The organism is Cellulomonas hominis, assembly GCF_014201095.1.
GTDB classification, from domain to species: domain Bacteria; phylum Actinomycetota; class Actinomycetes; order Actinomycetales; family Cellulomonadaceae; genus Cellulomonas; species Cellulomonas hominis.
Genome location: NZ_JACHDN010000001.1, coordinates 1,245,873 through 1,267,816, shown reverse-complemented (window position 1 = coordinate 1,267,816; position 21,944 = coordinate 1,245,873). Strand labels below are relative to the sequence as shown.

The 21,944-nt window shown below is 74.5% G+C and carries 17 protein-coding genes; 13 read left to right on the top strand and 4 right to left on the bottom strand.

Annotation, left to right across the window (positions count from 1 at the left end):
* Window positions 1-637 precede the first annotated feature (637 nt).
* The 13 genes from HNR08_RS22230 to mmsB all read left to right on the top strand — a co-directional run bounded on the left by HNR08_RS22230 (window position 638) and on the right by mmsB (window position 17,496).
* Complete coding sequence (locus HNR08_RS22230) at window positions 638-1,882, top strand: efflux RND transporter periplasmic adaptor subunit (RefSeq protein ID WP_276509339.1); 1,245 nt, start codon at window positions 638-640, stop codon at window positions 1,880-1,882.
* Window positions 1,875-2,612: an ABC transporter ATP-binding protein gene (locus tag HNR08_RS05885; RefSeq protein ID WP_146833793.1), complete on the top strand. Its 738-nt coding sequence runs from the start codon at window positions 1,875-1,877 to the stop codon at window positions 2,610-2,612. Before HNR08_RS22230 ends, HNR08_RS05885 begins: the two co-directional genes overlap by 8 nt.
* Complete coding sequence (locus HNR08_RS05880) at window positions 2,609-3,841, top strand: ABC transporter permease (protein WP_146833796.1); 1,233 nt, start codon at window positions 2,609-2,611, stop codon at window positions 3,839-3,841. The genes HNR08_RS05885 and HNR08_RS05880 overlap by 4 nt, the downstream gene beginning before the upstream one ends.
* Before the next feature lie 29 nt (window positions 3,842-3,870).
* Window positions 3,871-4,758 (top strand): DUF5666 domain-containing protein, encoded by an 888-nt coding sequence (locus HNR08_RS05875; protein ID WP_146833799.1) that lies wholly within the window; start codon window positions 3,871-3,873, stop codon window positions 4,756-4,758.
* Complete coding sequence (locus HNR08_RS05870; RefSeq protein ID WP_146833803.1) at window positions 4,751-6,760, top strand: efflux RND transporter periplasmic adaptor subunit; 2,010 nt, start codon at window positions 4,751-4,753, stop codon at window positions 6,758-6,760. Before HNR08_RS05875 ends, HNR08_RS05870 begins: the two co-directional genes overlap by 8 nt.
* A 156-nt stretch (window positions 6,761-6,916) precedes the next feature.
* A complete protein-coding gene (proC, locus tag HNR08_RS05865; protein WP_146833806.1) occupies window positions 6,917-7,765 on the top strand; it encodes a pyrroline-5-carboxylate reductase in 849 nt (282 codons plus the stop codon).
* An 8-nt stretch (window positions 7,766-7,773) separates the two neighbouring features.
* Window positions 7,774-8,808 (top strand): LacI family DNA-binding transcriptional regulator, encoded by a 1,035-nt coding sequence (locus HNR08_RS05860; RefSeq protein WP_307724243.1) that lies wholly within the window; start codon window positions 7,774-7,776, stop codon window positions 8,806-8,808.
* 362 nt (window positions 8,809-9,170) lie between these two features.
* Window positions 9,171-10,790, top strand: a complete 1,620-nt coding sequence (locus HNR08_RS05855) for a xylulokinase (protein WP_146833812.1) — start codon at window positions 9,171-9,173, stop codon at window positions 10,788-10,790.
* Window positions 10,791-10,835: 45 nt separating this feature from the next.
* Entirely contained in the window at window positions 10,836-11,585 is a 750-nt protein-coding gene (locus tag HNR08_RS05850; protein WP_146833815.1) for an L-ribulose-5-phosphate 4-epimerase, read from the top strand.
* Window positions 11,582-13,090, top strand: coding sequence for an L-arabinose isomerase (gene araA, locus HNR08_RS05845; RefSeq protein ID WP_146833818.1), 1,509 nt, complete (start codon window positions 11,582-11,584; stop codon window positions 13,088-13,090). Before HNR08_RS05850 ends, araA begins: the two co-directional genes overlap by 4 nt.
* Window positions 13,091-13,527: 437 nt before the next feature.
* Entirely contained in the window at window positions 13,528-14,673 is a 1,146-nt protein-coding gene (chvE, locus tag HNR08_RS05840; RefSeq protein WP_146833988.1) for a multiple monosaccharide ABC transporter substrate-binding protein, read from the top strand.
* 106 nt (window positions 14,674-14,779) lie between these two features.
* Window positions 14,780-16,318: a multiple monosaccharide ABC transporter ATP-binding protein gene (gene mmsA / locus HNR08_RS05835; RefSeq protein ID WP_146833821.1), complete on the top strand. Its 1,539-nt coding sequence runs from the start codon at window positions 14,780-14,782 to the stop codon at window positions 16,316-16,318.
* Complete coding sequence (mmsB, locus tag HNR08_RS05830) at window positions 16,315-17,496, top strand: multiple monosaccharide ABC transporter permease (protein WP_146833824.1); 1,182 nt, start codon at window positions 16,315-16,317, stop codon at window positions 17,494-17,496. The genes mmsA and mmsB overlap by 4 nt, the downstream gene beginning before the upstream one ends.
* A 75-nt stretch (window positions 17,497-17,571) precedes the next feature.
* Here the strand turns inward: mmsB and HNR08_RS05825 are convergent, their stop codons facing one another.
* From HNR08_RS05825 to HNR08_RS05810, 4 genes are all read right to left on the bottom strand, one after another.
* Window positions 17,572-18,600, bottom strand: a complete 1,029-nt coding sequence (locus tag HNR08_RS05825) for a magnesium and cobalt transport protein CorA (protein WP_210737216.1) — start codon at window positions 18,598-18,600, stop codon at window positions 17,572-17,574.
* Window positions 18,601-18,889: 289 nt separating this feature from the next.
* On the bottom strand, window positions 18,890-20,026 hold the full coding sequence (locus HNR08_RS05820) for a PP2C family protein-serine/threonine phosphatase (RefSeq protein WP_246802927.1): 1,137 nt from the start codon (window positions 20,024-20,026) through the stop codon (window positions 18,890-18,892).
* Between the two features lie 112 nt (window positions 20,027-20,138).
* On the bottom strand, window positions 20,139-21,308 hold the full coding sequence (locus HNR08_RS05815; protein ID WP_146833826.1) for an ROK family transcriptional regulator: 1,170 nt from the start codon (window positions 21,306-21,308) through the stop codon (window positions 20,139-20,141).
* Window positions 21,305-21,940: a potassium channel family protein gene (locus HNR08_RS05810; RefSeq protein WP_246802934.1), complete on the bottom strand. Its 636-nt coding sequence runs from the start codon at window positions 21,938-21,940 to the stop codon at window positions 21,305-21,307. The genes HNR08_RS05815 and HNR08_RS05810 overlap by 4 nt, the downstream gene beginning before the upstream one ends.
* Between the last annotated feature and the right edge of the window lie 4 nt (window positions 21,941-21,944).

The window sequence follows — 21,944 nt, the reverse complement described above, 5'->3', positions numbered from 1 at the left end:
GCTCGCCGCTCGCCGCTCGCCGGCCCTGCGCCGCCCGCCGCTCCCTCGCCCTGGTGCTCGCGCGCGCCCTCGCGCTCGCCTGACCGGCTCGCCGAGATCGGCGCCTCGCACCGAGATCGGTCGCGGGGACGACCGATCTCGGTCCGGACGACCGATCTGGGCGGTGGGCTGCGTGCACGCCGTGCACCCGGCGCAGTCCGCGGGTCCCGCGCGCGCCGTGCTCGACGTCACGGGGTCGAGCGTCCACCGCGCCGCGTCGACACCGCGTACCCCGCGTGCACGCGTCCCCCCGAGCCCCCCCTTGTCGGACCGTGGACACCTGGTACCTCCGCGCCACGGTGTCCACGTCTCCGGTAGACGTCCCTGGCCCGCGCTCGTGCACACCGTGTTCACGCCTCGTCTCTCACGCCCCACGGCCGCGGGCCTGACGCCTGACGCCTCCCGCCCGCGCCCGACGCCCCTATGCCCGACGCTCCCAAGCCCGACGTCACCCAGCCCGACGTCACCCAGCCCGACGTCACCGAGCCCGACGCACCGCACCGGGCCCCCGCGCTCAGGCTGCGCACAGGTGGGTGCTACGACCGCTCCAGGCGCCCTCCCTACGGTCTGACCAGCCGCGATACCGCGCTGGATCGTCGTGAGGGAGAACATGCTGTCGCTGTGGAGGCGCGCCCGCTGGGTGCGGGTGCTGACCCTGGTGCTGATGGTCGGCGTCGCGGGAGCGGGCGGGTACCTGCTCGCGCTCCGGGAGGAGCCGGCGCAGGCCGCCACGACCCCGGAGTCGACGACCACCGCGGTCGCCGCGAGCCTGACGACCATCCAGAGCTCGGTGTCGGCGTCCGGCACGCTCACGCCGTCGGTGCAGGAGGACGTGTCCTTCGACGTGTCCGGCACGGTGACCTCGGTGGACGTGGCCGCGGGCGACACGGTGGCGGCGGGCCAGCAGCTCGCGACCGTGGACACCCTCCAGCTCGACGCCGCACTGCTCGCCGCGAAGGCCGACCTGGCGAGCGCCCAGGCCTCGCTGTCGGACGCGCAGGACGAGGCGGACGGGTCGAGCGCGTCGGACGCGCAGGTCACGGCGCTGGCCGCGCAGGTCGACGTGGCGCAGGCGGCGGTCGAGGACGCGGAGGCCGACCGGGCCGGGGCGACGCTCACCGCGCCCGTCGCGGGTCTGGTCACGGCCGTGGGCCTCGAGGTCGGGGACGCGGTGTCCGGCGGCTCGTCGAGCGGCGCCGGGCCGGACGGCTCGTCCACGGGCAGCAGCACCGGGAGCACCGGGAGCACCGGGACGACCACGGCGCAGTTCACGATCGTCGGCACCGACGCCTGGCAGACCGCGGTGACCGTCGGCGAGTCCGACGTCGCGCTGATCGAGGTCGGCGACCAGGCGGAGATCACCGTCGACGGCGCCACGGACCCGGTGTACGGCACGGTCGCCGAGATCGGCCTGCTGTCCACCAGCACGTCCGGCGTCGCGGCGTACCCGGTGACCGTGGAGGTCACCGGGTCCCCGGAGGGGCTGCACGACGGCGAGTCGGCGGACGTGGAGATCGTCTACGAGCGCCGCACCGACGTGCTCACCGTGCCCACGGCGGCGGTGACCACCGAGGACGGCCGGTCCGTCGTCACGCAGGAGGGTGCGGACGGCGAGCAGGTCACCACGGAGGTCACCGTCGGCGCGACCTCGGGCAACCTCGTGGAGATCACCGCGGGGCTCGCCGAGGGCGACGAGGTGCTGGTCACCGCCTTCAGCCCGCGGTCCACCGGCTCGGCCGACAGCGACGAGCAGGGCGGCCAGATGCCGCAGTTCTCCGGCGAGATGCCGGACTTCTCAGGCGGCTTCCCGGGCGGGCAGATGCCGGGCGGCGGCAATGGCTGAGGCCGTGCTGGACCGGGCCCCCGCGACGGCGGCCGACGAGGGCGCCCCGGTCATCGAGCTCGCGGGCGCCCGCAAGACCTACCGCACCGGCAGCATCGAGTTCGAGGCGCTGCGCGGGGTGGACCTGAGCATCGACGCGGGCGAGTACGTCGCGATCATGGGGCCGTCCGGGTCCGGCAAGTCCACGCTGATGAACATCGTCGGCTGCCTGGACGTGCTGACCGCCGGGACGTACCGGCTCGCGGGGGAGGACGTCGGGGACCTGGACGAGGAGGACCTCGCGGAGGTCCGGAACCGCCGGCTCGGGTTCGTGTTCCAGCAGTTCCACCTGCTGCCGTCGCTGCCCGCGTGGCGGAACGTCGAGCTGCCGCTCGTGTACGGCCGCGTGCCGGCCGCCGAGCGCCGCGCCCGGGCGGTCGCCGCCCTGGAGCGGGTCGGGCTCGGCGACCGGCTGGACAACCGGCCGGGCGAGCTGTCCGGCGGCCAGCAGCAGCGGGTCGCCGTGGCGCGGGCGCTGGTCGGCGAGCCGGCGCTGATCCTCGCGGACGAGCCGACCGGCAACCTCGACTCCGCCTCCACCGAGGACGTGCTGGCCCTGCTCGACGACCTGCACGCCCAGGGCCGCACCATCGTGCTGATCACCCACGAGCTCGAGGTCGCGCAGCACGCGCGCCGGATCGTGTTCGTGCGGGACGGCCTCATCCAGTCCGACGAGGTGAACCCGCGATGACCTGGTCCGAGACCCTGCGCACCGGCTGGTCGGCCGTGCGCGGGCACAAGCTCCGCTCGCTGCTGACGGTGCTGGGCATCCTCATCGGCATCGCCGCGGTGATCCTCACCGTCGGGCTCGGCCTCGGCACGCAGAAGGACGTCAGCGAGCAGATCAGCTCGCTCGGCTCGAACCTGCTGATCGTCACGCCCGGGTCGTCGACCGACTCCGAGGGGGTGCGCGGCGGCTTCGGCAGCGGCGCGACCCTGACCCGGTCCGATGCGGAGGCGCTGGCGTCCTCGGTGAACGCCCCCGACGTCGGCGCGGTCGCCCCGGAGAAGGAGACGACCCTGTCGGTCGAGGCGAACGACACGAACTGGACCACCAGCGTCGTCGGCACCACGGTCGACTGGCCGGAGGTGCGCTCCCGGACGGTCGCGTCGGGCGAGTTCTTCACGGCCGAGGACGACGCGGACGGCGCCGCGGTGGCGGTGGTCGGCGCGACGACCGCCACCGAGCTGTTCGGCACCACCCGCGTCGTCGGGCAGCAGGTCACGATCGCCGGCACGCCGTTCACGATCGTCGGCGTCCTCGCCGAGGCGGGGTCCAGCACGGACAGCGACCTCGACGACGTGGTGGTCGTGCCGCTGACCACCGCCGCGGACACCGTGTCGGGCGGACTGACGCGCAGCTCGCTCACGACGATCTACGTGCAGGCGGCGTCCGCCGACCAGCTCTCCGCCGCCTACCAGGAGGCGCAGACGCTGCTGCTGAACCTGCACGGCATCACCGACGCGGACTCCGCGGACTTCACGATCGACAGCCAGGACTCCCTGGTCAGCACCGCGACCTCGGTCTACCGGACGCTCACCGTGCTGCTCACCGGCATCGCGGCGCTCTCCCTGCTGGTCGGGGGCATCGGCGTCATGAACATCATGCTCGTGTCCGTCACCGAGCGGACCCGGGAGATCGGGCTGCGCAAGGCGCTCGGCGCCCCGCCGTGGGCCATCCGCCGGCAGTTCCTGGTCGAGGCCGCCGTGCTGGGCCTGGCCGGCGGCGTGCTCGGCGCGGTGCTCGGCATCCTCGCCGCGACCCTGCTGCCCGGCGTGCTCGACACCTCGATCGTCGTGTCCGGCGCCGCCGTCGCCGGGTCCGTGGCGGTCGCCCTCGCGATCGGCCTGGTGTTCGGCGTCTACCCCGCCACCCGGGCCGCGCGGCTCGCCCCCATCGACGCGCTGAGGTCCGAGTGACCCGCGCGACCACCCCCCGGAGGAACGACATGACCCCCACCCCCGCCCGCCTGGCGGCGCTGCCCGCCGCGGTCGCGCTGCTCGCCCTGCTGTCCGCCTGCACCGGCTCGGGCTCCGACGACACCGCCGCGACCGCGGAGGCCAGCCAGGCGCCCGCGGCAGCCCAGGACTCCGGCCGCATGCCGGGGGGCGGCGGCGTCACCGGCGAGATCGCCGCGGTGTCCGACGCGCTGCTCCAGGTGCAGGGGGACGACGGGCAGACGGCCGTCACCTGGGACGACGCGACGACGATCACGCAGACCGTGGCGGGCGCGCTGTCCGACGTCGCCGCGGGGTCCTGCGTGGTGGTCTCCGGCGCGGACGACTCCGGGACGGCCGCGACCTCCGTCGCCGTGACGGCCGCGGAGGACGGGTCGTGCGCGGGCGGCTTCGGCGGGGGCGGCGGTCAGCGGCCCGACGCCGGGGACCTGCCCGAGGGCGCGGACCTGCCCGACGGGATGCCGACCGACATGCCGTCCGGCGGTCCCGGCGGGTCGATGCCGGACGGCGCGCCCACCGACCTGCCCGAGGGCGGGTTCGGCGGGTCCGCCGTGACGGCGGGGCTGGTCACGGCCGTCGACGGCACGACGATCACCGTCGAGCAGACGGTCCCCGGCGCCGACGACGCCACGACCACCACGGTCACCGTCGACGACGCCACCACCTACACAACCACCGTCGCCGCCGACGCGTCCGCGCTCGCCGTGGGCCGGTGCGTCGCCGCGCAGGGCGAGGCCGACGACTCCGGCAAGGTCGCCGCGACCTCGCTGACCGTGTCGGACGCCGGCGACGACGGCTGCTCCACCGGGTTCGCGCGCCGCGGCAGCGGGATGCCCGGCGGGGCGCCCGGCCAGGACGAGGAGGCCGCCGATGCGTGACAGCCTGCGCCGGCTCGCCCGCCGCCGGCTCCGGCCCGCCGCCCCGGCGTCGCCGGCCACCGCCCGGGCCGCCCGTCGCACCCGGCGGCGCCGGCTCGTCGTCGGCGGGACCGCGGGAGCGCTCGCGCTGCTGCTCGCCGGCGGCGGGGTCGCGTTCGCGCTCGGCCGCTCCGGCGGGCCGGGGTACCGCACCGCGACCGCCGAGCTCGGCACCGTGGAGCAGACCGTCGACACCACCGGGACCGTCGCGTCCGCGGGGCGCGCGGACCGGTCGTTCTCCGTCGCCGGCACGGTCGGGAGCGTCGCCGTCGCCGTCGGGGACACCGTCGCCGCGGGCCAGGTGCTCGCGTCGCTCGACCCGGCGTCGCTGCAGGACGCCGTGGACGAGGCCGAGCAGGCGGTCGCGGACGCGCAGCAGCGGCTCGAGGACGACATCGCGTCGCAGACCTCGACGAGCACGTCGTCGTCGAGCGCGTCGTCGTCGTCGAGCTCGTCGTCCTCGTCGTCGGCGGGGGGCGCGACGACGGGCGCCGTCACCCCGGACACCGGGACCTCGGGCGGCACCGGCGGCTCGAGCGGCTCCGACGGCTCCGGCGGCTCCGGCGGCGGGGCGACCGACCCGGCCGTGACCGCCGCGGTCGCCGCCGTGACCGCGGCGCAGCAGGCGCTGCTCGCGCAGCACGAGACGGCCCGGGCGGCGCTGGCCACGGCCACCGACGCCGTCGCGGCGGCGCAGGACACCTGCCAGGTGTTCCTCGAGCTCGACCTCGGCGGCGAGACGCCCGACGCGACGACGCCGGACGCCACGAAGACGGCGGACGCGGAGGGCGTCGCCGCCGACGAGGGCACCGGCACCGCCACGCCGGGCACCGAGGAGCTCGCCGCGTGCCAGGACGCGACGTCCGCGGTGCTCGCCGCGCAGACCGCGGTCGACGAGGCGCAGACCGCGCTGGCGTCGCTGGCGACCGACCTGGACGCCGCGGTGCTGGAGGCGCTGCGGGCGCTCGCGGCGGCCTCGGGGGCGTCGGGCGCGTCGGGGGGCTCGGGGACGACCACGCCCGGGGCCACGACCGAGCCCGGCACGACCACGCTCGCGGACACGGGCACGACGGCCACGACCGGCACGGACCAGTCCGCGACCGCGCAGACCGCGACCGGCGCCCCCACGACGGGCGGCACCGGCGGCACCGGCAGCACGGGCGGGGCCGGCGGCAGCACCGTCGCGTCGGCGGCGGACCTGCTCGCCGACCAGGCCGCGATCGACCAGGCCGAGGCGGACCTCGCCGTGGCGCAGAGCGCCCTCGGGATGGTCGACCTCACGACCCCGATCGCCGGCACGGTCGCGTCCGTCGCGATCGCCGCGGGCGACGCCGTCGAGGCATCCTCCACGACGTCGGTGATCACGGTCCTGGGCGAGGACGGGTACACGGTGTCCACGACGGTGTCGCTCAGCCAGGTGGACCTGGTCGAGGTCGGGCAGAGCGCGCAGGTCCGCGCGGGCAGCACCGACGAGGAGCTCACCGGGACCGTGACCGGCATCGGCCTGCTCAACGCGTCCACGACGTCGTCCGACCCCTCGTACACGGTGGACATCGCGCTCGACCCGAGCGACGCCGCGCTGTTCGACGGCTCCTCCGCGCAGGTCTCCATCGCCGTCGCGGCGTCCGACGCGACGCTCACGGTCCCGTCGTCCGCCGTGCACCTGGACGGCGGCACCGCCACCGTGCAGGTGCTGCGGGACGGGACGGTCGAGGAGGTCGAGGTCGAGCGCGGGGCCGTCGGCCCGGAGCGCACCGAGATCGCCGACGGGCTGGCCGAGGGCGACGAGGTCGTCCTGGCGGACCTCGGCCAGGCGATGACGACCGACGACGCGACGTCCGGCACGGGGCTGTCCGGGCTGGGTGGGTCGTCGGATCAGGCCCCTGATCAGGTCAGAGGCGGCATGATGGTCCCGGGCGGTCAGACCGGTGGCGGCCAGATGATGGCCCCGCCGGGGTCCTGACCCGTCCCACCGGCAGCGCCCGGTCCGGTCCGCATCCCCCTGCTCGGACCGGCCCGGGCGCCTGCGCGTCCGCCCGGGTGCCGCGTCGGCCGGACTAGGCTCGCCCACCGACGGCCGGTGCGAGCGGCCGCGACCACCGGCACGAGGAGCGCGCGCATGTCCGACACCACGGCACGACCCCACGCGGCGGTCCTCGGCGGCGGCGTCATGGGCGAGGCCCTGATCACGGCGCTGCTCGCCGCGGGCTGGACGCCGGACGACGTCGACGTCACCGAGCGCTCCGCCGCCCGGGCCACCGAGCTGTCCGGCCGGTACGGCGTGCGCGCCGCCGACCCGAACGGCAAGGCCGCCTCCCGCGCCGGCCTGGTCGTGGTCGCCGTGAAGCCGCAGGTCGTCCCCGAGGTGCTCGCCGAGATCGCGCCGCGGCTGCGGCCCGGGACCCTCGTCGTGTCGGTCGCCGCGGGCGTGCCGCTCGCGGTCTACGAGGCGGCGCTGCCCGAGGGCACCCCGGTCGTCCGGGTCATGCCGAACACCCCCGCGCTGGTCGGCAAGGGCGCGAGCGCCATCGCCCCCGGCGCCCGCGCGACCGACGAGCACCTCGCGCTCACCGAGCGGGTGCTCGCCGCGACGGGCCTCGTCGTGCGGGTGCCCGAGAAGGACCTCGACGCCGTCACGGCGATCTCCGGCTCCGGCCCGGCGTACGCGTTCTACCTCATCGACGCGATGGCCGAGGCGGGCGTGCTGCTCGGGCTCACGCGGGACCTCGCGACGCGGCTCGCTGTGGCCACCGTGGAGGGCTCCGCGGCGCTGGCCGCCTCCACCGGCGACCACCCGGTGGTCCTGCGCGAGCGCGTGTCCTCGCCGGGCGGGACCACCGTCGCCGCGGTCGCCGAGCTCGACGCGCACGGCGTCCGCGCCGGGGTCGTCGCCGCCGCCCGCGCCGCGCACGACCGGTCGGCCGCCCTCGGTGCCGCCGCCCTCCCCGCCCCCGGCGCGGAGCGGTAGGACCCGCCGTGGCCGGCGCGCCGGCGGTCCGCCGTCCGCCCGCGATGAGCGACGTCGCCGTCCTCGCGGGCGTGTCGCACCAGACCGTCTCGCGCGTGCTGAACGACCACCCCAGCGTCCGGCCCGAGACCCGCGAGCGCGTGCTCGCCGCGATCGCCGAGCTCGGCTACCGCCGGAACAGCGCCGCCCGCGCCCTCGTCACCCGCCGCACCGGCGCGCTCGGCGTCGTCACCACCTCGTCCGCGCACCACGGCCCGACCAGCACGCTGCTCGGCCTGGAGAGCGCGGCCCGCGAGGTCGGCTACTGGGTGAGCGTCGCGGCGATCGACCGGTTCGACGCCGGGACCCTGCGCGGAGCCCTGGACCACTTCCTCGACCAGGCCGTCGAGGGCATCGCGATCATCGTGCCGCAGGTGGACGTCGCCGAGGCCGTCGCGGCGTCCGCGGCGCCGGTGCCCGTCGTGACCGTCACCTCCGGCGAGCCCGTGGAGCCCGGCGCCGAGCACGCGCGCATCGTGTCCGTCGGCGTCGACCAGCGCGAGGGCGCCCGCGCCGCGACCCGGCACCTGATCGGCCTGGGGCACCGCGAGGTCGTGCACCTGGCCGGCCCGCAGGACTGGTTCGACGCGCAGGAGCGCCTCGCCGGATGGCGCGAGGCGTGCGCCGCGGCGGGCGTCGGAGCCCCCGACCCGGTCGAGGTCGACTGGTCCGCCGAGTCCGGCTACCGCGAGGGCCTGCGCCTGGCCGACGCCGGGCTGCCGACCGCGGTGTTCGCGGCGAACGACCAGCTCGCTCTCGGGATGCTCCGGGCGTTCTGGGAGCGGGGCGTCCGCGTCCCGCAGGACGTGTCCGTGGTCGGGTTCGACGACGAGGCCGGCGCCGCGTACTTCGTGCCGCCGCTCACGACCGTCCGCCAGGACTTCCCGGCGCTCGGGTGCTCCGCGATCGCCGCGCTGGTCCGCGCCCTCGCGGGCGAGGAGGTCCCCCGCACGCTCCTCCCGGCCACCCTGGTCCCGCGCGCGAGCACCGCCGCCCCCCGCTGACCCCGCGCAGGCGGCGCGCCGGTCGCCCGCCCGCCCCGTGCCGCCCGGTTCGAGGCCGTGGCCCGTGCGTCCGGGGCGCCTTCCGGTCATCGGGGCACCCTGCGGCATGCCCCCGGTGCACGCCCCATGCCCCCTCGCCCGTCGCCGTCGCCCGGCGCCGGCGACGGGTGACCCGCGGCGGCCCGCGGCGGCCCGCGAGGCGCTGGCCTGCGGCGGTGCCGCCGGTGGCCGGGGCGGGTTGGCGCCGCGCCGTGTGAGCGCTAACATGAACAACGGTGACCGGCGCCGCGGACGGGTGCGCGCCGGACGGACGCACGCAGGCCCCGGGCAGCGCAGCCCGGCCGGAGGACGGAGCACACGCGATGGCGCAGGAGCAGCACGACGACGCCGCACGGGCGGCGGTCACGGCGATCACCGAGGGCCGGACCTCGCTCGGCATCGAGCTCGGGTCCACGCGGATCAAGGCCTGCCTGATCGGCCCGGACCACGCCCCGCTCGCGAGCGGCAGCCACGAGTGGGAGAACCAGCTCGTCGACGGCGTGTGGACGTACTCCCTGGACGCCGTGTGGGAGGGCCTGCGCGCCGCCGTGGCGGACCTGCTCGCCGACGTCGAGCGGCGGCACGGCGTGCGGCCGGGCGCGGCCGGGGTCGGCGCGATCGGTGTGTCGGCGATGATGCACGGCTACCTGGCCTTCGACGCCGCGGGCGAGCTGCTGGTGCCGTTCCGGACCTGGCGGAACACCTCGACGGGCCGCGCGTCCGCGGAGCTGTCCGAGCTGTTCGGCTACAACATCCCGCTGCGCTGGTCGGTCGCGCACCTCTACCAGGCGGTGCTCGACGAGGAGCCGCACGTGCCGCAGGTCGCCTCGTTCACCACGCTGGCGGGCTACGTGCACGAGCAGCTGACCGGCCGGCACGTGCTCGGGGTCGGCGACGCGTCGGGCATGTTCCCGGTGGACCCGGCGACGCGGGACTACGACGCCGGCATGCTCGCGCAGTTCGACGCCCTCGTGGCGCCGCGCCGGCCGGGGACCCGCCTGGCCGACCTGCTGCCGCAGGTGCTCGTCGCCGGGCAGGACGCGGGCGCGCTGACCGAGCGGGGCGCGGCGCTCCTCGACCCGTCCGGGACGCTGCGCCCGGGCACCCCGCTGTGCCCGCCGGAGGGCGACGCCGGCACCGGCATGGTCGCGACGAGCTCCGTCGCCCCGCGCACCGGCAACGTCAGCGCGGGCACGAGCATCTTCGCGATGGTCGTGCTCGAGCGGCCGCTGGAGCGGGTGCACCACGAGCTGGACCTGGTCACGACCCCGGCCGGTGACCTCGTCGCGATGGTGCACTGCAACAACGGCGCGTCCGAGCTGAACGCCTGGGCGGGCCTGTTCGGCGAGTTCGCCGGCGCCCTCGGCGCGACCGCGACCCCGGACCAGGTGTTCGGCACCCTGTTCCGCGCGGCGCTCGACGGCGACGCGGACGGCGGCGGCCTGCTGGCCTACAACTACCTGTCCGGCGAGCCGATCACCGGCCTCGACGAGGGCCGGCCGCTCGTCGTGCGGACGCCGGGCAGCCGCCTGACGCTGGCGAACTTCATGCGGACCCAGATCCTGTCCGCGTTCGGCACCCTCGCCCTCGGCATGCGGGTGCTCACCGGCGAGGGCGTCCAGATCGACGCGATGTTCGCGCACGGCGGCATGTTCAAGACAACCGGCGTCGCGCAGCGGCTGCTCGCCGCGGCCACGGGCGCGCCCGTCGCGGTCGGCGAGACCGCGGCCGAGGGCGGCGCCTGGGGGATCGCGGTGCTCGCGGCGTACCTCGGCGCGGCCGGGGAGCAGCCGCTCGACGCGTACCTGTCCGAGCGGGTGTTCGGCGACGCGGCGCTGGACGTCGCGCAGCCGGACGCCGGGGACGTGGCCGGCTTCGCCGCGTTCCTCGACCGCTACCAGGCCGGGCTCGCGGTCGAGCGCGCCGCCGCGGCCGCGATCTGACCCGGCACGTCCCGGCACCACCCCACGACCCCAGGAGGCCCCCGCATGTCCACCACCCTGGCCGACTACCCGGCGGAGGTGCGTGACGCCGTCGCGCGCACCCGCGAGGTGGTCTCGGCCCTGCACGCCGAGCTGCCGCGCTGGGAGCTGATCGTGTGGACGGCCGGCAACGTGTCCCAGCGCGTGCCGGTCGCCCCGGACGGCGCGCCGTCCGACGCGGACCTGTTCGTCATCAAGCCGTCGGGCGTGACGTACGACGAGCTCACCCCGGAGTCGATGGTCGTCTGCGACCTCGACGGGAACCTCGTCGACGGGACCCGCTCGCCGTCGTCCGACACCGCCGCGCACGCCTACGTGTACCGGCACATGCCGCACGTCGGCGGCGTCGTGCACACGCACTCGACGTACGCGACGGCCTGGGCCGCGCGCGCCGAGCCGGTGCCGTGCGTGCTGACGATGATGGCCGACGAGTTCGGCGGGGACATCCCGATCGGCCCGTTCGCCCTCATCGGCGACGACTCCATCGGCCGCGGCATCGTCGAGACCCTGCGGGACTCCCGCAGCCCGGCCGTGCTGATGCGGAACCACGGCCCCTTCACGATCGGCAGGGACGGCAAGGCCGCGGTGAAGGCCGCCGCCATGGTCGAGGAGGTCGCGCGCACCGTGCACATCTCCCGCCAGCTCGGCGAGCCGCTGCCGATCCCGCAGGAGCAGATCGACTCGCTGTACGCCCGGTACCAGAACGTCTACGGCCAGAGCGCCGCCGCCACGACCACGAAGGAGCAGGACGCATGACCAAGCCGTACGCCGACCGCGAGGTCTGGTTCCTCACCGGCTCCCAGGACCTGTACGGCGAGGACACCCTGCGCCAGGTCGCCGAGCAGTCCCAGGAGGTCGCCCGCGTCATCGACGCCGCCGGCGACGTGCCGGTCCGCGTCGTGTGGAAGCCGGTGCTCAAGGACTCCGGCGCCATCCGCCGGGCGGCCCTCGAGGCGAACGCCGACGACCGCGTGCTGGGCGTCATCACCTGGATGCACACCTTCAGCCCCGCGAAGATGTGGATCGCCGGCCTGGACGCGCTGCGCAAGCCGCTGCTGCACCTGCACACCCAGGCCAACGTCGAGCTGCCGTGGGACAGCATCGACATGGACTTCATGAACCTCAACCAGGCCGCGCACGGCGACCGGGAGTGGGCGTACATCGCGGCGCGCCTGGGCGTCGCCCGCACGACGGTCGTCGGCCACGCGACCAACCCGGCCGTCACGAAGCGGATCGGCACGTGGGTCCGCGCGGCTGCGGGCTGGGCCGCCACGCACGAGCTGAAGCTCGCCCGGTTCGGCGACAACATGCGCTACGTCGCGGTCACCGAGGGCGACAAGACCGAGGCCGAGCTGCGGTTCGGCGTCTCGGTGAACACGTGGGGCGTCAACGACCTGGTCGCCGCTGTCGACGCAGTGGCCGATGCGGATGTGGACGCGCTCGTCGCGGAGTACGAGGACCTGTACGACGTCGACGCCGAGCTGCGCCGCGGCGGGGACCGGCACGAGTCGCTGCGGTACGCCGCGCGCCAGGAGGCCGCCCTCGAGACGCTGCTGACGTCCCTGGGCGCCAAGGCGTTCACGACGAGCTTCGAGGACCTGGGCGACCTGCGCCAGCTCCCGGGCCTCGCGGTGCAGCGCCTCATGTCGAAGGGCTACGGCTTCGGCGCGGAGGGCGACTGGAAGACCGCCGTCCTGGTGCGCGCGGCCAAGGTCATGGGTGAGGGCCTGCCCGGCGGCGCGTCGCTGATGGAGGACTACACCTACGACCTCACGCCCGGCCAGGAGAAGATCCTCGGCGCCCACATGCTCGAGGTCTGCCCGTCGCTGACGACGTCGACGCCGAAGGTGGAGATCCACCCGCTCGGCATCGGCGGCAAGGAGGACCCGGTCCGCATGGTGTTCGACGCGGACCCGGGCGAGGCCGTCGTGGTGTCCCTGGCGGACATGCGCGACCGGTTCCGCATGACCGCGAACGTCGTGGACGTCGTCCCGCCGACGCACGAGCTGCCGAAGCTGCCGGTCGCCCGCGCCGTCTGGGAGCCCCGCCCCGACTTCGCCACGTCCGCGGAGGCCTGGCTGACCGCCGGCGGCGCGCACCACACGGTCATGTCGACCGCGGCGGGCGTCGAGGCGTTCGAGATCTACGCGGACATCGCCGGCACCGAGCTGCTGGTGATCGACGAGCACACCACGCGCCGCGGCTTCCGCGACCAGGTGCGCTGGAACCAGGTGTACTACCGGATCGCCCAGGGGTTCTGACCCCCGGCCCAGCACCGCGACGGCCCGTCCCCGGACTCCGGGGGCGGGCCGTCGCTGCGTTCACGTGGGGGCGGCTCCGGCGCGTCCCTGAGCCTGGCGCGGCGGCATGCGTCCGTGTTGAGTTTGGTGGTCGAACCCAGAATCGGCAGACGGGTGACGCGTCACCGTGCCGGGAAGACATGGGATGTGAGCGCGCACAACCTCGTTGACCTGCAGAGATGGACGTCGTGACCGGACCGTTGCGGACCGTTACGCTTCTGCAACCTGCGAGCCGAACCCTTGGCTTGACTTCCTGAACTCAAGCCCGGGAGAGTGTGCACGTGCTCGCCGGCGGCGGGGGACGTACCCCACCGCGCGGCGCAGGGCAGGGACGGGCGACGACGCTGTGCGTGCCCGCAGACGACGAGGTCAGCAACCCTCTCGAGGAGGAGAAGGACATGAAGAGCATCCGGTTCGCGGCTCTGGGCGGCGTTCTCGCGCTCGCCCTCGCGGCGTGCTCCGGCGGTGGCGCCGGCAGCAGCAGCGGCGAGGAGGGCGGCACCACCGCGGAGCCCAGCGACCAGACGATCGGCGTCGCGATGCCGACCGAGACCTCGGAGCGCTGGATCGCCGACGGCAACGCCGTGAAGAGCCAGCTCGAGGACCTCGGGTACTCGGTCGACCTGCAGTACGCGGCCGACGACATCCCGACGCAGTCGCAGCAGATCGAGCAGATGATCACGAAGGGCGTCGACCTGCTGATCGTCGCGTCCATCGACGGCACCGCGCTGGCCAACCAGCTGCAGTCCGCCGCCGACGCGGGCATCCCGGTCATCGCCTACGACCGCCTGATCCGCGACACCGAGAACGTCGACTTCTACGTCACGTTCGACAACTACAACGTCGGTGTCCAGCAGGCCACCTCGCTGCTCGTGGGCCTCGGCCTGCTCAACGAGGACGGCACGGACGGCGACGCCACCGGCCCGTTCAACGTCGAGCTGTTCGCCGGCTCGCTGGACGACAACAACGCCCACTTCTTCTTCGACGGCGCCATGGACACGCTCCAGCCGTACATCGACGAGGGCACCATCGTCGTGAAGTCGGGCCAGACCGACATCGAGCAGGTCGCCACGCTCCGCTGGCTGCAGGAGACCGCCCAGAAGCGCATGGAGGACCTGCTGACCTCCACGTACGCGGACGGCTCCAAGGTCGACGGCGTGCTGTCGCCCTACGACGGCATCTCCCGCGGCATCATCACCGCGCTGCAGAACGCCGGCTACGGCCCGGGCATCGACGCCGGCCTGCCGATCGTGACCGGCCAGGACGCCGAGATCGCCTCCGTCAAGCTCATCAACGACGGCGTGCAGTTCTCGACGATCTTCAAGGACACCCGCAAGCTCGCCGAGCAGGCCGTGGTCTCCGCGCAGGCGTTCCTCGCCGGCGAGGAGCCCGAGGCGAACGACACCGAGACGTACGAGAACGGCGTCAAGGTCGTCCCGTCCTACCTCCTGGAGTCGGACATCGTCTACGCGAACAACATCCAGTCGCTGCTGATCGACTCGGGCTACTGGACCGAGGAGCAGGTCGCGAGCGGCCAGGCCTGATCGCCTGACCCCCGCGCCACCCCCGCAGGACCGGCCGGCACCGCGCGTGCCGGCCGGTCCCGCGGCGGAGATCCATCGCCCGACGAACGAGGACGGTCGAGGCCGCATGAGCGACCACATCCTGGAAATGCACTCCATCACCAAGACCTTTCCCGGGGTCAAGGCTCTGCAGGACGTCAACCTGAACGTCACGCGGGGGGAGATCCACGCGATCTGCGGGGAGAACGGGGCAGGCAAGTCCACCCTGATGAAGGTCCTGTCGGGCGTGTACCCGCACGGCACCTACGACGGGGAGATCCGCTTCGAGGGGGAGACGGTCGAGTTCGGCTCGATCAACGACTCCGAGGCCAAGGGGATCGTGATCATCCACCAGGAGCTCGCCCTGGTGCCCTACCTCTCCGTCGCGGAGAACATCTTCCTCGGCAACGAGCGGGAGCGCCGCGGCTTCATCGACTGGAACCAGGCGAACTCCGAGGCGGCCGCGCTGCTGGCCCGGGTCGGCCTGGACGAGAACCCGGTCACCCCGATCGGCCAGCTGGGCGTCGGCAAGCAGCAGCTCGTGGAGATCGCCAAGGCGCTCTCCAAGGAGGTCAAGCTGCTCATCCTCGACGAGCCCACGGCCGCCCTGAACGACTCGGACTCCGAGCACCTGCTGGGCCTGCTCCGCCAGCTCAAGGCGCAGGGCATCACGTCGATCATGATCTCCCACAAGCTCAACGAGATCGCCGAGATCGCCGACTCCACCACGATCATCCGCGACGGCAGGACCATCGAGACGCTCGACATGGTCGCCGACGAGGTGACCCAGGAGCGGATCATCAAGGGCATGGTCGGCCGCGACCTCGAGCACCGGTACCCCGAGCACGTGTCGCACGTCGGCGAGGAGGTGTTCCGGGTCGAGGACTGGCACGTGGAGCACCCGACGCAGCCGGGCCGCGTGGTCGTCGACGGCGCGTCCTTCGAGGTCAAGGCCGGCGAGATCGTCGGCATCGCAGGCCTCATGGGCGCGGGGCGCACCGAGCTCGCGATGAGCATCTTCGGCCGCTCCTACGGCCGCAACATCTCCGGCAAGGTGTACCTGCACGGCAAGGAGATCTCCACCCGCTCCGTGTCGGAGGCCATCGACCACGGCCTCGCGTACGCCACCGAGGACCGCAAGACCTACGGCCTCAACCTCATCGAGGACATCCGCCGCAACATCTCCGCCGCCGGGCTGGGCAAGCTGTCCAAGGCCGGCTGGGTGAACGGCAACGAGGAGATCAAGGTCGCCGAGGAGTACCGGCGGTCCATGAACATCAAGGCGCCGACGGTCATGGCCCTCGCGGGCAAGCTGTCGGGCGGCAACCAGCAGAAGGTCGTCCTGTCCAAGTGGATCTACACGGACCCCGAGGTCCTGATCCTGGACGAGCCGACCCGCGGCATCGACGTCGGTGCCAAGTACGAGATCTACACCATCATCAACAAGCTCGCGGACTCCGGGAAGGCCGTCGTGGTCATCTCCTCCGAGCTGCCCGAGCTGCTCGGCATCTGCGACCGGATCTACACGCTCGCGTTCGGCCGGATCACGGGTGTGCTGCCTCGCGCCGACGCGACGCAGGAACGGCTGATGGAGCTCATGACGAAGGAAAGGGACACGGTTCGATGACGGCGGTCGAGGGCCTGCGGGACATCTTCACGAAGAACCTGCGGACAAGTGGTATCTACATCGCGTTCGTCGCGATCATCGGACTGTTCGCCGTCCTCACGGACGGGCTGCTGCTGTCGCCGAACAACGTCACGAACATCCTGCTGCAGTACTCCTACATCCTGATCCTCGCGATCGGCATGGTGATCGTCATCATCGGCGGGCACATCGACCTGTCGGTCGGGTCCGTGGTGGCGCTCACCGGGGCGGTCTCCGCGATCATCGTGATCAAGAACAGCCAGTCGTGGTGGCTCGGCATCCTCGCCGCGCTGGTCGTCGGCCTGGTGGTCGGCGCCTGGCAGGGCTTCTGGGTCGCGTACGTCGGGATCCCGGCGTTCATCGTGACCCTGGCGGGCATGCTCCTGTTCCGCGGCCTCACGCTGCAGGTGCTGAACAACGTCTCGCTGTCGCCGTTCCCGCGGGAGTACCAGCAGGTCGCCGGCGGCTTCCTCAACGGGCTGCTCGGCGGCCCGGGCTACGACGTGTTCACGCTGGTCGTCGCGGCGCTGGCCGTGGTCGCCTTCGCGTTCAGCTCGTGGCGGTCCCGCATGGGCCGCATCAAGTACCAGCAGGCCGTCGAGGCCATGCCGCTGTTCGTGCTCCGCCTCGTCCTGGTCGCCGCGGTCGTCATGGCCTTCGCCTGGCAGCTCGCGCACTCCCGCGGCCTGCCGATCGTGCTGATCATCCTCGCGGTGCTGATCCTGGCCTACAACATCGTCACCAACCGCACGGTGTTCGGCCGCCACGTGTACGCCATCGGCGGCAACCTCAACGCCGCGCAGCTGTCCGGCGTGAAGGTCAAGCAGGTCAACTTCTGGATCTTCGTCAACATGGGATTCCTGGCCGGTGTCGCGGGCGCGATCTACTCGTCCCGCGCCAACGGCGCCCAGCCGGGTGCCGGCAACATGTTCGAGCTCGACGCCATCGCCGCCTGCTTCATCGGCGGCGCGTCGACGACCGGCGGTGTCGGCCGCGTGACCGGCGCCATGGTCGGTGGCCTGATCATGGCCGTCATGTCGAACGGCATGCAGCTCATGGGTGTCCCGCAGTCGACCCAGCAGATCGTCAAGGGCCTCGTGCTCCTGCTGGCCGTCGCGTTCGACATCTTCAACAAGCGCCGCGCGGGCGCCGCTCGCTGAGCCACCGGCTCGAGTGGATCCACTCGTACGGGCACGCCGAGGCGTGCCGGTACGGGTGGATCCGCTGCGTCCGGGCTACAGCCAGCGGTTGCGCTTGAACGCCCGGTGCAGGCCGACGCAGGCGCCCGCGATCACCGCCAGGACCACGAAGTAGCCGTACCGGGTGCCGAGCTCGGGCATGTGCTCGAAGTTCATCCCGTAGATCCCGGCGACGGCGGTCGGCACCAGCGCGATGGCCGCCCAGGCCGAGATCTTCCGCATGTCCTCGTTCTGCCGCAGGGCCACGCGGCTCTGGCCCGTCGTGACCCGCGCGGTGTTCGCCTGGAGCACGTCGGTGAGCTGCCGGTCGATGACCTCGATCGCGTCGGCCGCGCGCAGCAGGTGGTCGAGCACGTCGCGGAAGTACGGCTCCGCGGCACCCGGCACGTGCGGGACCTCGCCGCCGGCCAGGCGCTCCAGCGGGCGCTGCAGGGGCAGCATCGCCCGGCGGAACTCGGCGACCTCCTGCTTGAGCTTGTAGATCCGCTCGGCGTGGTCGTCCTCGCCCGGGCCGAACACCAGCCGCTCGATGTCGTCGACGTCCAGGTCGATGTGCTCGAGCGCGGTCTCGTAGGCGTCCACCACGCGGTCGGCCGTCCGGTAGAGCACCCCGGCGGACCCGAAGTCGAGCTCGTCCGGCACGCCCGCGTCGAGCTCCGCGCGCACCTGGCGCAGCACCCCGCCCTCGCCGTGCCGCACCGACACCACGGCGTGCGGGCGCAGGAACATGGCGATCTCGGTGATCTCCACGACCTCGACGTGGTCGACGTACCGTACGGGCTTGAGCACCGCGAACACGACGTCGTCGTACACCTCGAGCTTGGGGCGCTGGTGGGCGTGCACGGCGTCCTCGACGGCGAGGGTCGGCAGCCGGAACTGCTCGGCGACCTCGGCGATGTCGGCGTCCGTCGGCTCCCGCAGGCCGATCCAGACGTAGCCGGCCGTGTCGCGCGCCGCCCGCCCGGCCTGCACCAGCGGCACCCGCCCCGGCACGCGGTGCCCGCCGGTGTACAGGCCGCAGTCGCCGACCGCCGCGTCCGCCCCGACCCGCCGCACCTCTGTCACCCGGCCACTGTAGGCAGGCCGGGCGCGCGCGGCGCCCCGGCCGCGCGCGGTGCCGCACGACGCGCGAGCCCGCGCGCGGGCCCCGACCGCGCGCCCGCGCGGCTGACCGCGCCCGCGCGGCTGACCGCGCCCGCGCGTCCGGCCGCTCGCGCGCCCCACCACGGCCGCCGAGTGGAGGTTTCCGGCGCGACTCGCCGCGCGTGTCGGGCAGACCCCTCCACTCGGCGACCGGTCGAGCGCACGAGCGCGGGCCGGGGGCCGGGCGGCCGGGGGGGCGGGGGACCGGGGGTCAGGGGGTGCGGCGCAGGGCGACGACCGTGATGTCGTCCGGGCGGGGGTCCGCCACCGCCGCGAGGCGCAGGATGCGCTGCACCGCCTCCTCGGCGGAGGGGCAGTCCAGCAACTCCCCGGCGATCAGCGGGACGCAGCGCAGCGAGCCGTCGAACAGGTCGAGCACCCCGTCGCTGAACGTCACGAGCAGGTCGCCGGGTCCGAGGTGCGTCTCCCCGAGCGCCCGCGTGGCCTCGTCGGTGACGCCGAGCGGCAGCCCCAGCGCGTCGAGCCGCTCCCAGCCGCCGTCCGCGCGGACCACGAGCGTCAGGCCGTGCCCCGCGTCCGCGTACGTGACGCCGCCGGTCGCGGGGTCCAGCCGGGCGTGGAAGGCGGTCGCGAACAGCCCGGAGTCGGACAGGTCGGCGTGCAGCACCGCGCCGGCGTGCAGCATGGCCCGGTCGACGCCCTCGCCCTGGGCCGACCCGCGCAGCACCGCGCGCACGGCGGCCGCGAGGATGGCGGCGGCCGGCCCCTTGCCCATGACGTCGGCGAGGGTGAGCACGAGGCCGTCCCCGGCGCCGTACCAGTCGTAGAAGTCGCCGCCCACGGTCCGGCTCGGCAGCACCGACCCGGCGAGCTGGTAGCCCGGCACCACCGGCGTCTCGCGGGGGAGCAGGCCCATCTGCACCTGCTGCGCGCGGTCGAGCTCGGCGTCGACGCTCAGCTCCTTGGCCACCCACGCCGCGAGGTCGCGCAGCAGCGCGCCCTGGTCGGCGGTGAACCGCCGGGGCCGGGTGTCCGCGATGCACAGGGTGCCCAGCACGCGGCCGTCCTGGCCGACCAGGGGGTGCTCGGCGTAGAACCGCAGCCGCGCCTCGGGGCCGCGGTCCTCGAGGACGGAGGTGGCGCCGCCGTGGACGTCGCCGGCGCCGATGAGCGAGACCGTCGCGGCCGGGACGTCGAACAGCTGGCGGGCGAGCCGGACCACGCGGTCGAACCGCGGCTCCGGGTCGGCGGCGACGGCCCCGAGTCGCTCGAGGGCGTCGAGCCGGCGCCCGAGCCCGTGCGTGTCGTCGGGGGGCGTCGGGACCGCGGGCGCGTCGCCGTCGCGGGGCGCCGGCAGGGGCGACCCGGCGGTCAGCGGAGCGGACACCTGGCACCTCCCGCTCCCGGCCTGCGCCACCTCCGACGGAGATGGTCCCACGCGCGGATTATCGGCATCCGGGGGCGGGAACTGAGCCCTTGTGTCGGACCTCACCGCCGGTTCAGCCGGTGCTGCCGGCCCCCGTCAGCACGGCGTCGCGGGCCAGCAGCAGCGCCCCGCGGGCGGGTGCCGCGGCGCCGAGGGCCCCGGCCACCACGTCGACCACCGCGCCCGACGTCACGGCGGTCCGCTCGGCCAGCACCTCGCGCAGCGGGACGAGCAGCAGGTCCCCCGCCGCGGCGAGCACGCCGCCGACGACGAGCACGTCCGGGTCGAGCACCGTGCACACCGACGCGAGCGCGGTCCCGAGGTGCCGCCCGACGTCCGAGAGCACGCGCCGGCACCCGGGGTCGCCGTCCGCGGCGCGGTCCAGGACGTCGGCGACCGACATCGGCCCGTGGCTGGCGAGCAGCAGGTCCAGCACGGCCGTCGACCCCGCGTAGACCTGCAGGCAGCCGCGGTTGCCGCACGAGCAGACCGGGCCGTCCGGGTCGATCGTCAGGTGCCCGAGCTCCCCGGCGGTCCCGGTGCGGCCGTGCACCACCTCGCCGCCCACGACGATGCCGCCCGACACGCCCTCGCCGAGCGCGACGTGCACGACGGTGCCGCGGCCCCGGCCGGCCCCGAGCCGGGTCTCGGCGAGCGCGCCGAGGTTGCCGTCGTTGTCGAACACCACCGGCACGCCCGGCGCGGGCGCCAGCAGCCCGGGGGACGCGACCATCGGCCCCCACCCGGACCGCACGCCCGAGCCCGCCACGCGCCCCGTGCGCACCTCCACGGGCGCCGGCAGCCCCACGCCCACGGCGGCCACGGCGGCGGGGTCGGTGCCCGTCGCGCGCAGCATGTCGTCCAGCAGCGCGCGGGCCTCCCGGACGGCGCGCTCGGCGCGGTGCCCCCCGGGCAGCGGGACGGTCCGCTCGACCGGCACGCCGTCGCCGAGGTCGAGCACGACGCGCGCCTCGTCCAGGTAGCAGTGCACGCCCGCGAGCACGCCGCCGGGCGTCGCCAGGGACACCGACCGCGCCCGCCGGCCCGACCGCGTGGTCGCGGCCACCCGGACCAGCCCCTCGGCCTCCAGCGCGGCGACGGCCGCCGACACCGTGCCCGGGGACAGCGCGGTCGCGGACGCCAGCTCCACCTGGGTGAGCGCGTCCGCCCGGCGCAGCGCGTCCAGCAGCAGCGCCCGGCTGTCCCGCGGCGCGACGACCGCGCGCCCCTCCCGGCGGTTCACGGCCGGGCGGCGAACCGCTCGAGCAGATCCGCGTGCCCGGAGACGATCAGCAGGTCGTTCGCGGAGATCCGGGTGTCCGGCGTCGCGTACACGAAGTCGATGCCGGGGCTCTTCACGCCGATGACCGTCACGCCGTACCGCTCCCGGATCCGGGACTGCCCGATCGTGAAGCCCTGGGTCTCGCGCGGCGGCTTCATCTTGACGATCGTGAACCCGTCCTCGACCTCGATGTAGTCGAGCATCTTGCCGGACACGAGGTGCGCCACCCGGGAGCCGGCGTCGGCCTCGGGGAGCACGACGTGGTGCGCGCCGATCCGCTGCAGGATGCGGGCGTGCTCGGTGCTGATCGCCTTCGCCCAGATCTGCGGGGTGCCCATGTCGACGAGGTTGCCCGTGATGAGCACCGACGCCTCCAGGTAGGACCCGACGCCGACCACCGCGACGGAGAACTCGCGCGCACCCACCTGCTCCAGGGCCTCGGGGTTCGCGGCGTCCGCCTCCACCAGCGGGATGCGGCCGGTCCACTGCGCGACGAGGTCGGGGTCCCGCTCGACGGCCAGCACGTCCTGGCCGAGCCGGTCCAGGGTGGTGGCGATCGCCGAGCCGAACCGGCCCAGCCCGACGACGAGGATGCCG

Coding starts and splice junctions, on each gene's coding strand:
- araA (WP_146833818.1), top strand. CDS start 11,582: ATGACCAAGCCGTACGCCGACCGCGAGGTCTGGTTCCTCACCGGCTCC.
- HNR08_RS05870 (WP_146833803.1), top strand. CDS start 4,751: ATGCGTGACAGCCTGCGCCGGCTCGCCCGCCGCCGGCTCCGGCCCGCC.
- HNR08_RS05885 (WP_146833793.1), top strand. CDS start 1,875: ATGGCTGAGGCCGTGCTGGACCGGGCCCCCGCGACGGCGGCCGACGAG.
- chvE (WP_146833988.1), top strand. CDS start 13,528: ATGAAGAGCATCCGGTTCGCGGCTCTGGGCGGCGTTCTCGCGCTCGCC.
- mmsB (WP_146833824.1), top strand. CDS start 16,315: ATGACGGCGGTCGAGGGCCTGCGGGACATCTTCACGAAGAACCTGCGG.
- HNR08_RS05875 (WP_146833799.1), top strand. CDS start 3,871: ATGACCCCCACCCCCGCCCGCCTGGCGGCGCTGCCCGCCGCGGTCGCG.
- HNR08_RS05855 (WP_146833812.1), top strand. CDS start 9,171: ATGGCGCAGGAGCAGCACGACGACGCCGCACGGGCGGCGGTCACGGCG.
- HNR08_RS05850 (WP_146833815.1), top strand. CDS start 10,836: ATGTCCACCACCCTGGCCGACTACCCGGCGGAGGTGCGTGACGCCGTC.
- HNR08_RS05880 (WP_146833796.1), top strand. CDS start 2,609: ATGACCTGGTCCGAGACCCTGCGCACCGGCTGGTCGGCCGTGCGCGGG.
- proC (WP_146833806.1), top strand. CDS start 6,917: ATGTCCGACACCACGGCACGACCCCACGCGGCGGTCCTCGGCGGCGGC.
- mmsA (WP_146833821.1), top strand. CDS start 14,780: ATGAGCGACCACATCCTGGAAATGCACTCCATCACCAAGACCTTTCCC.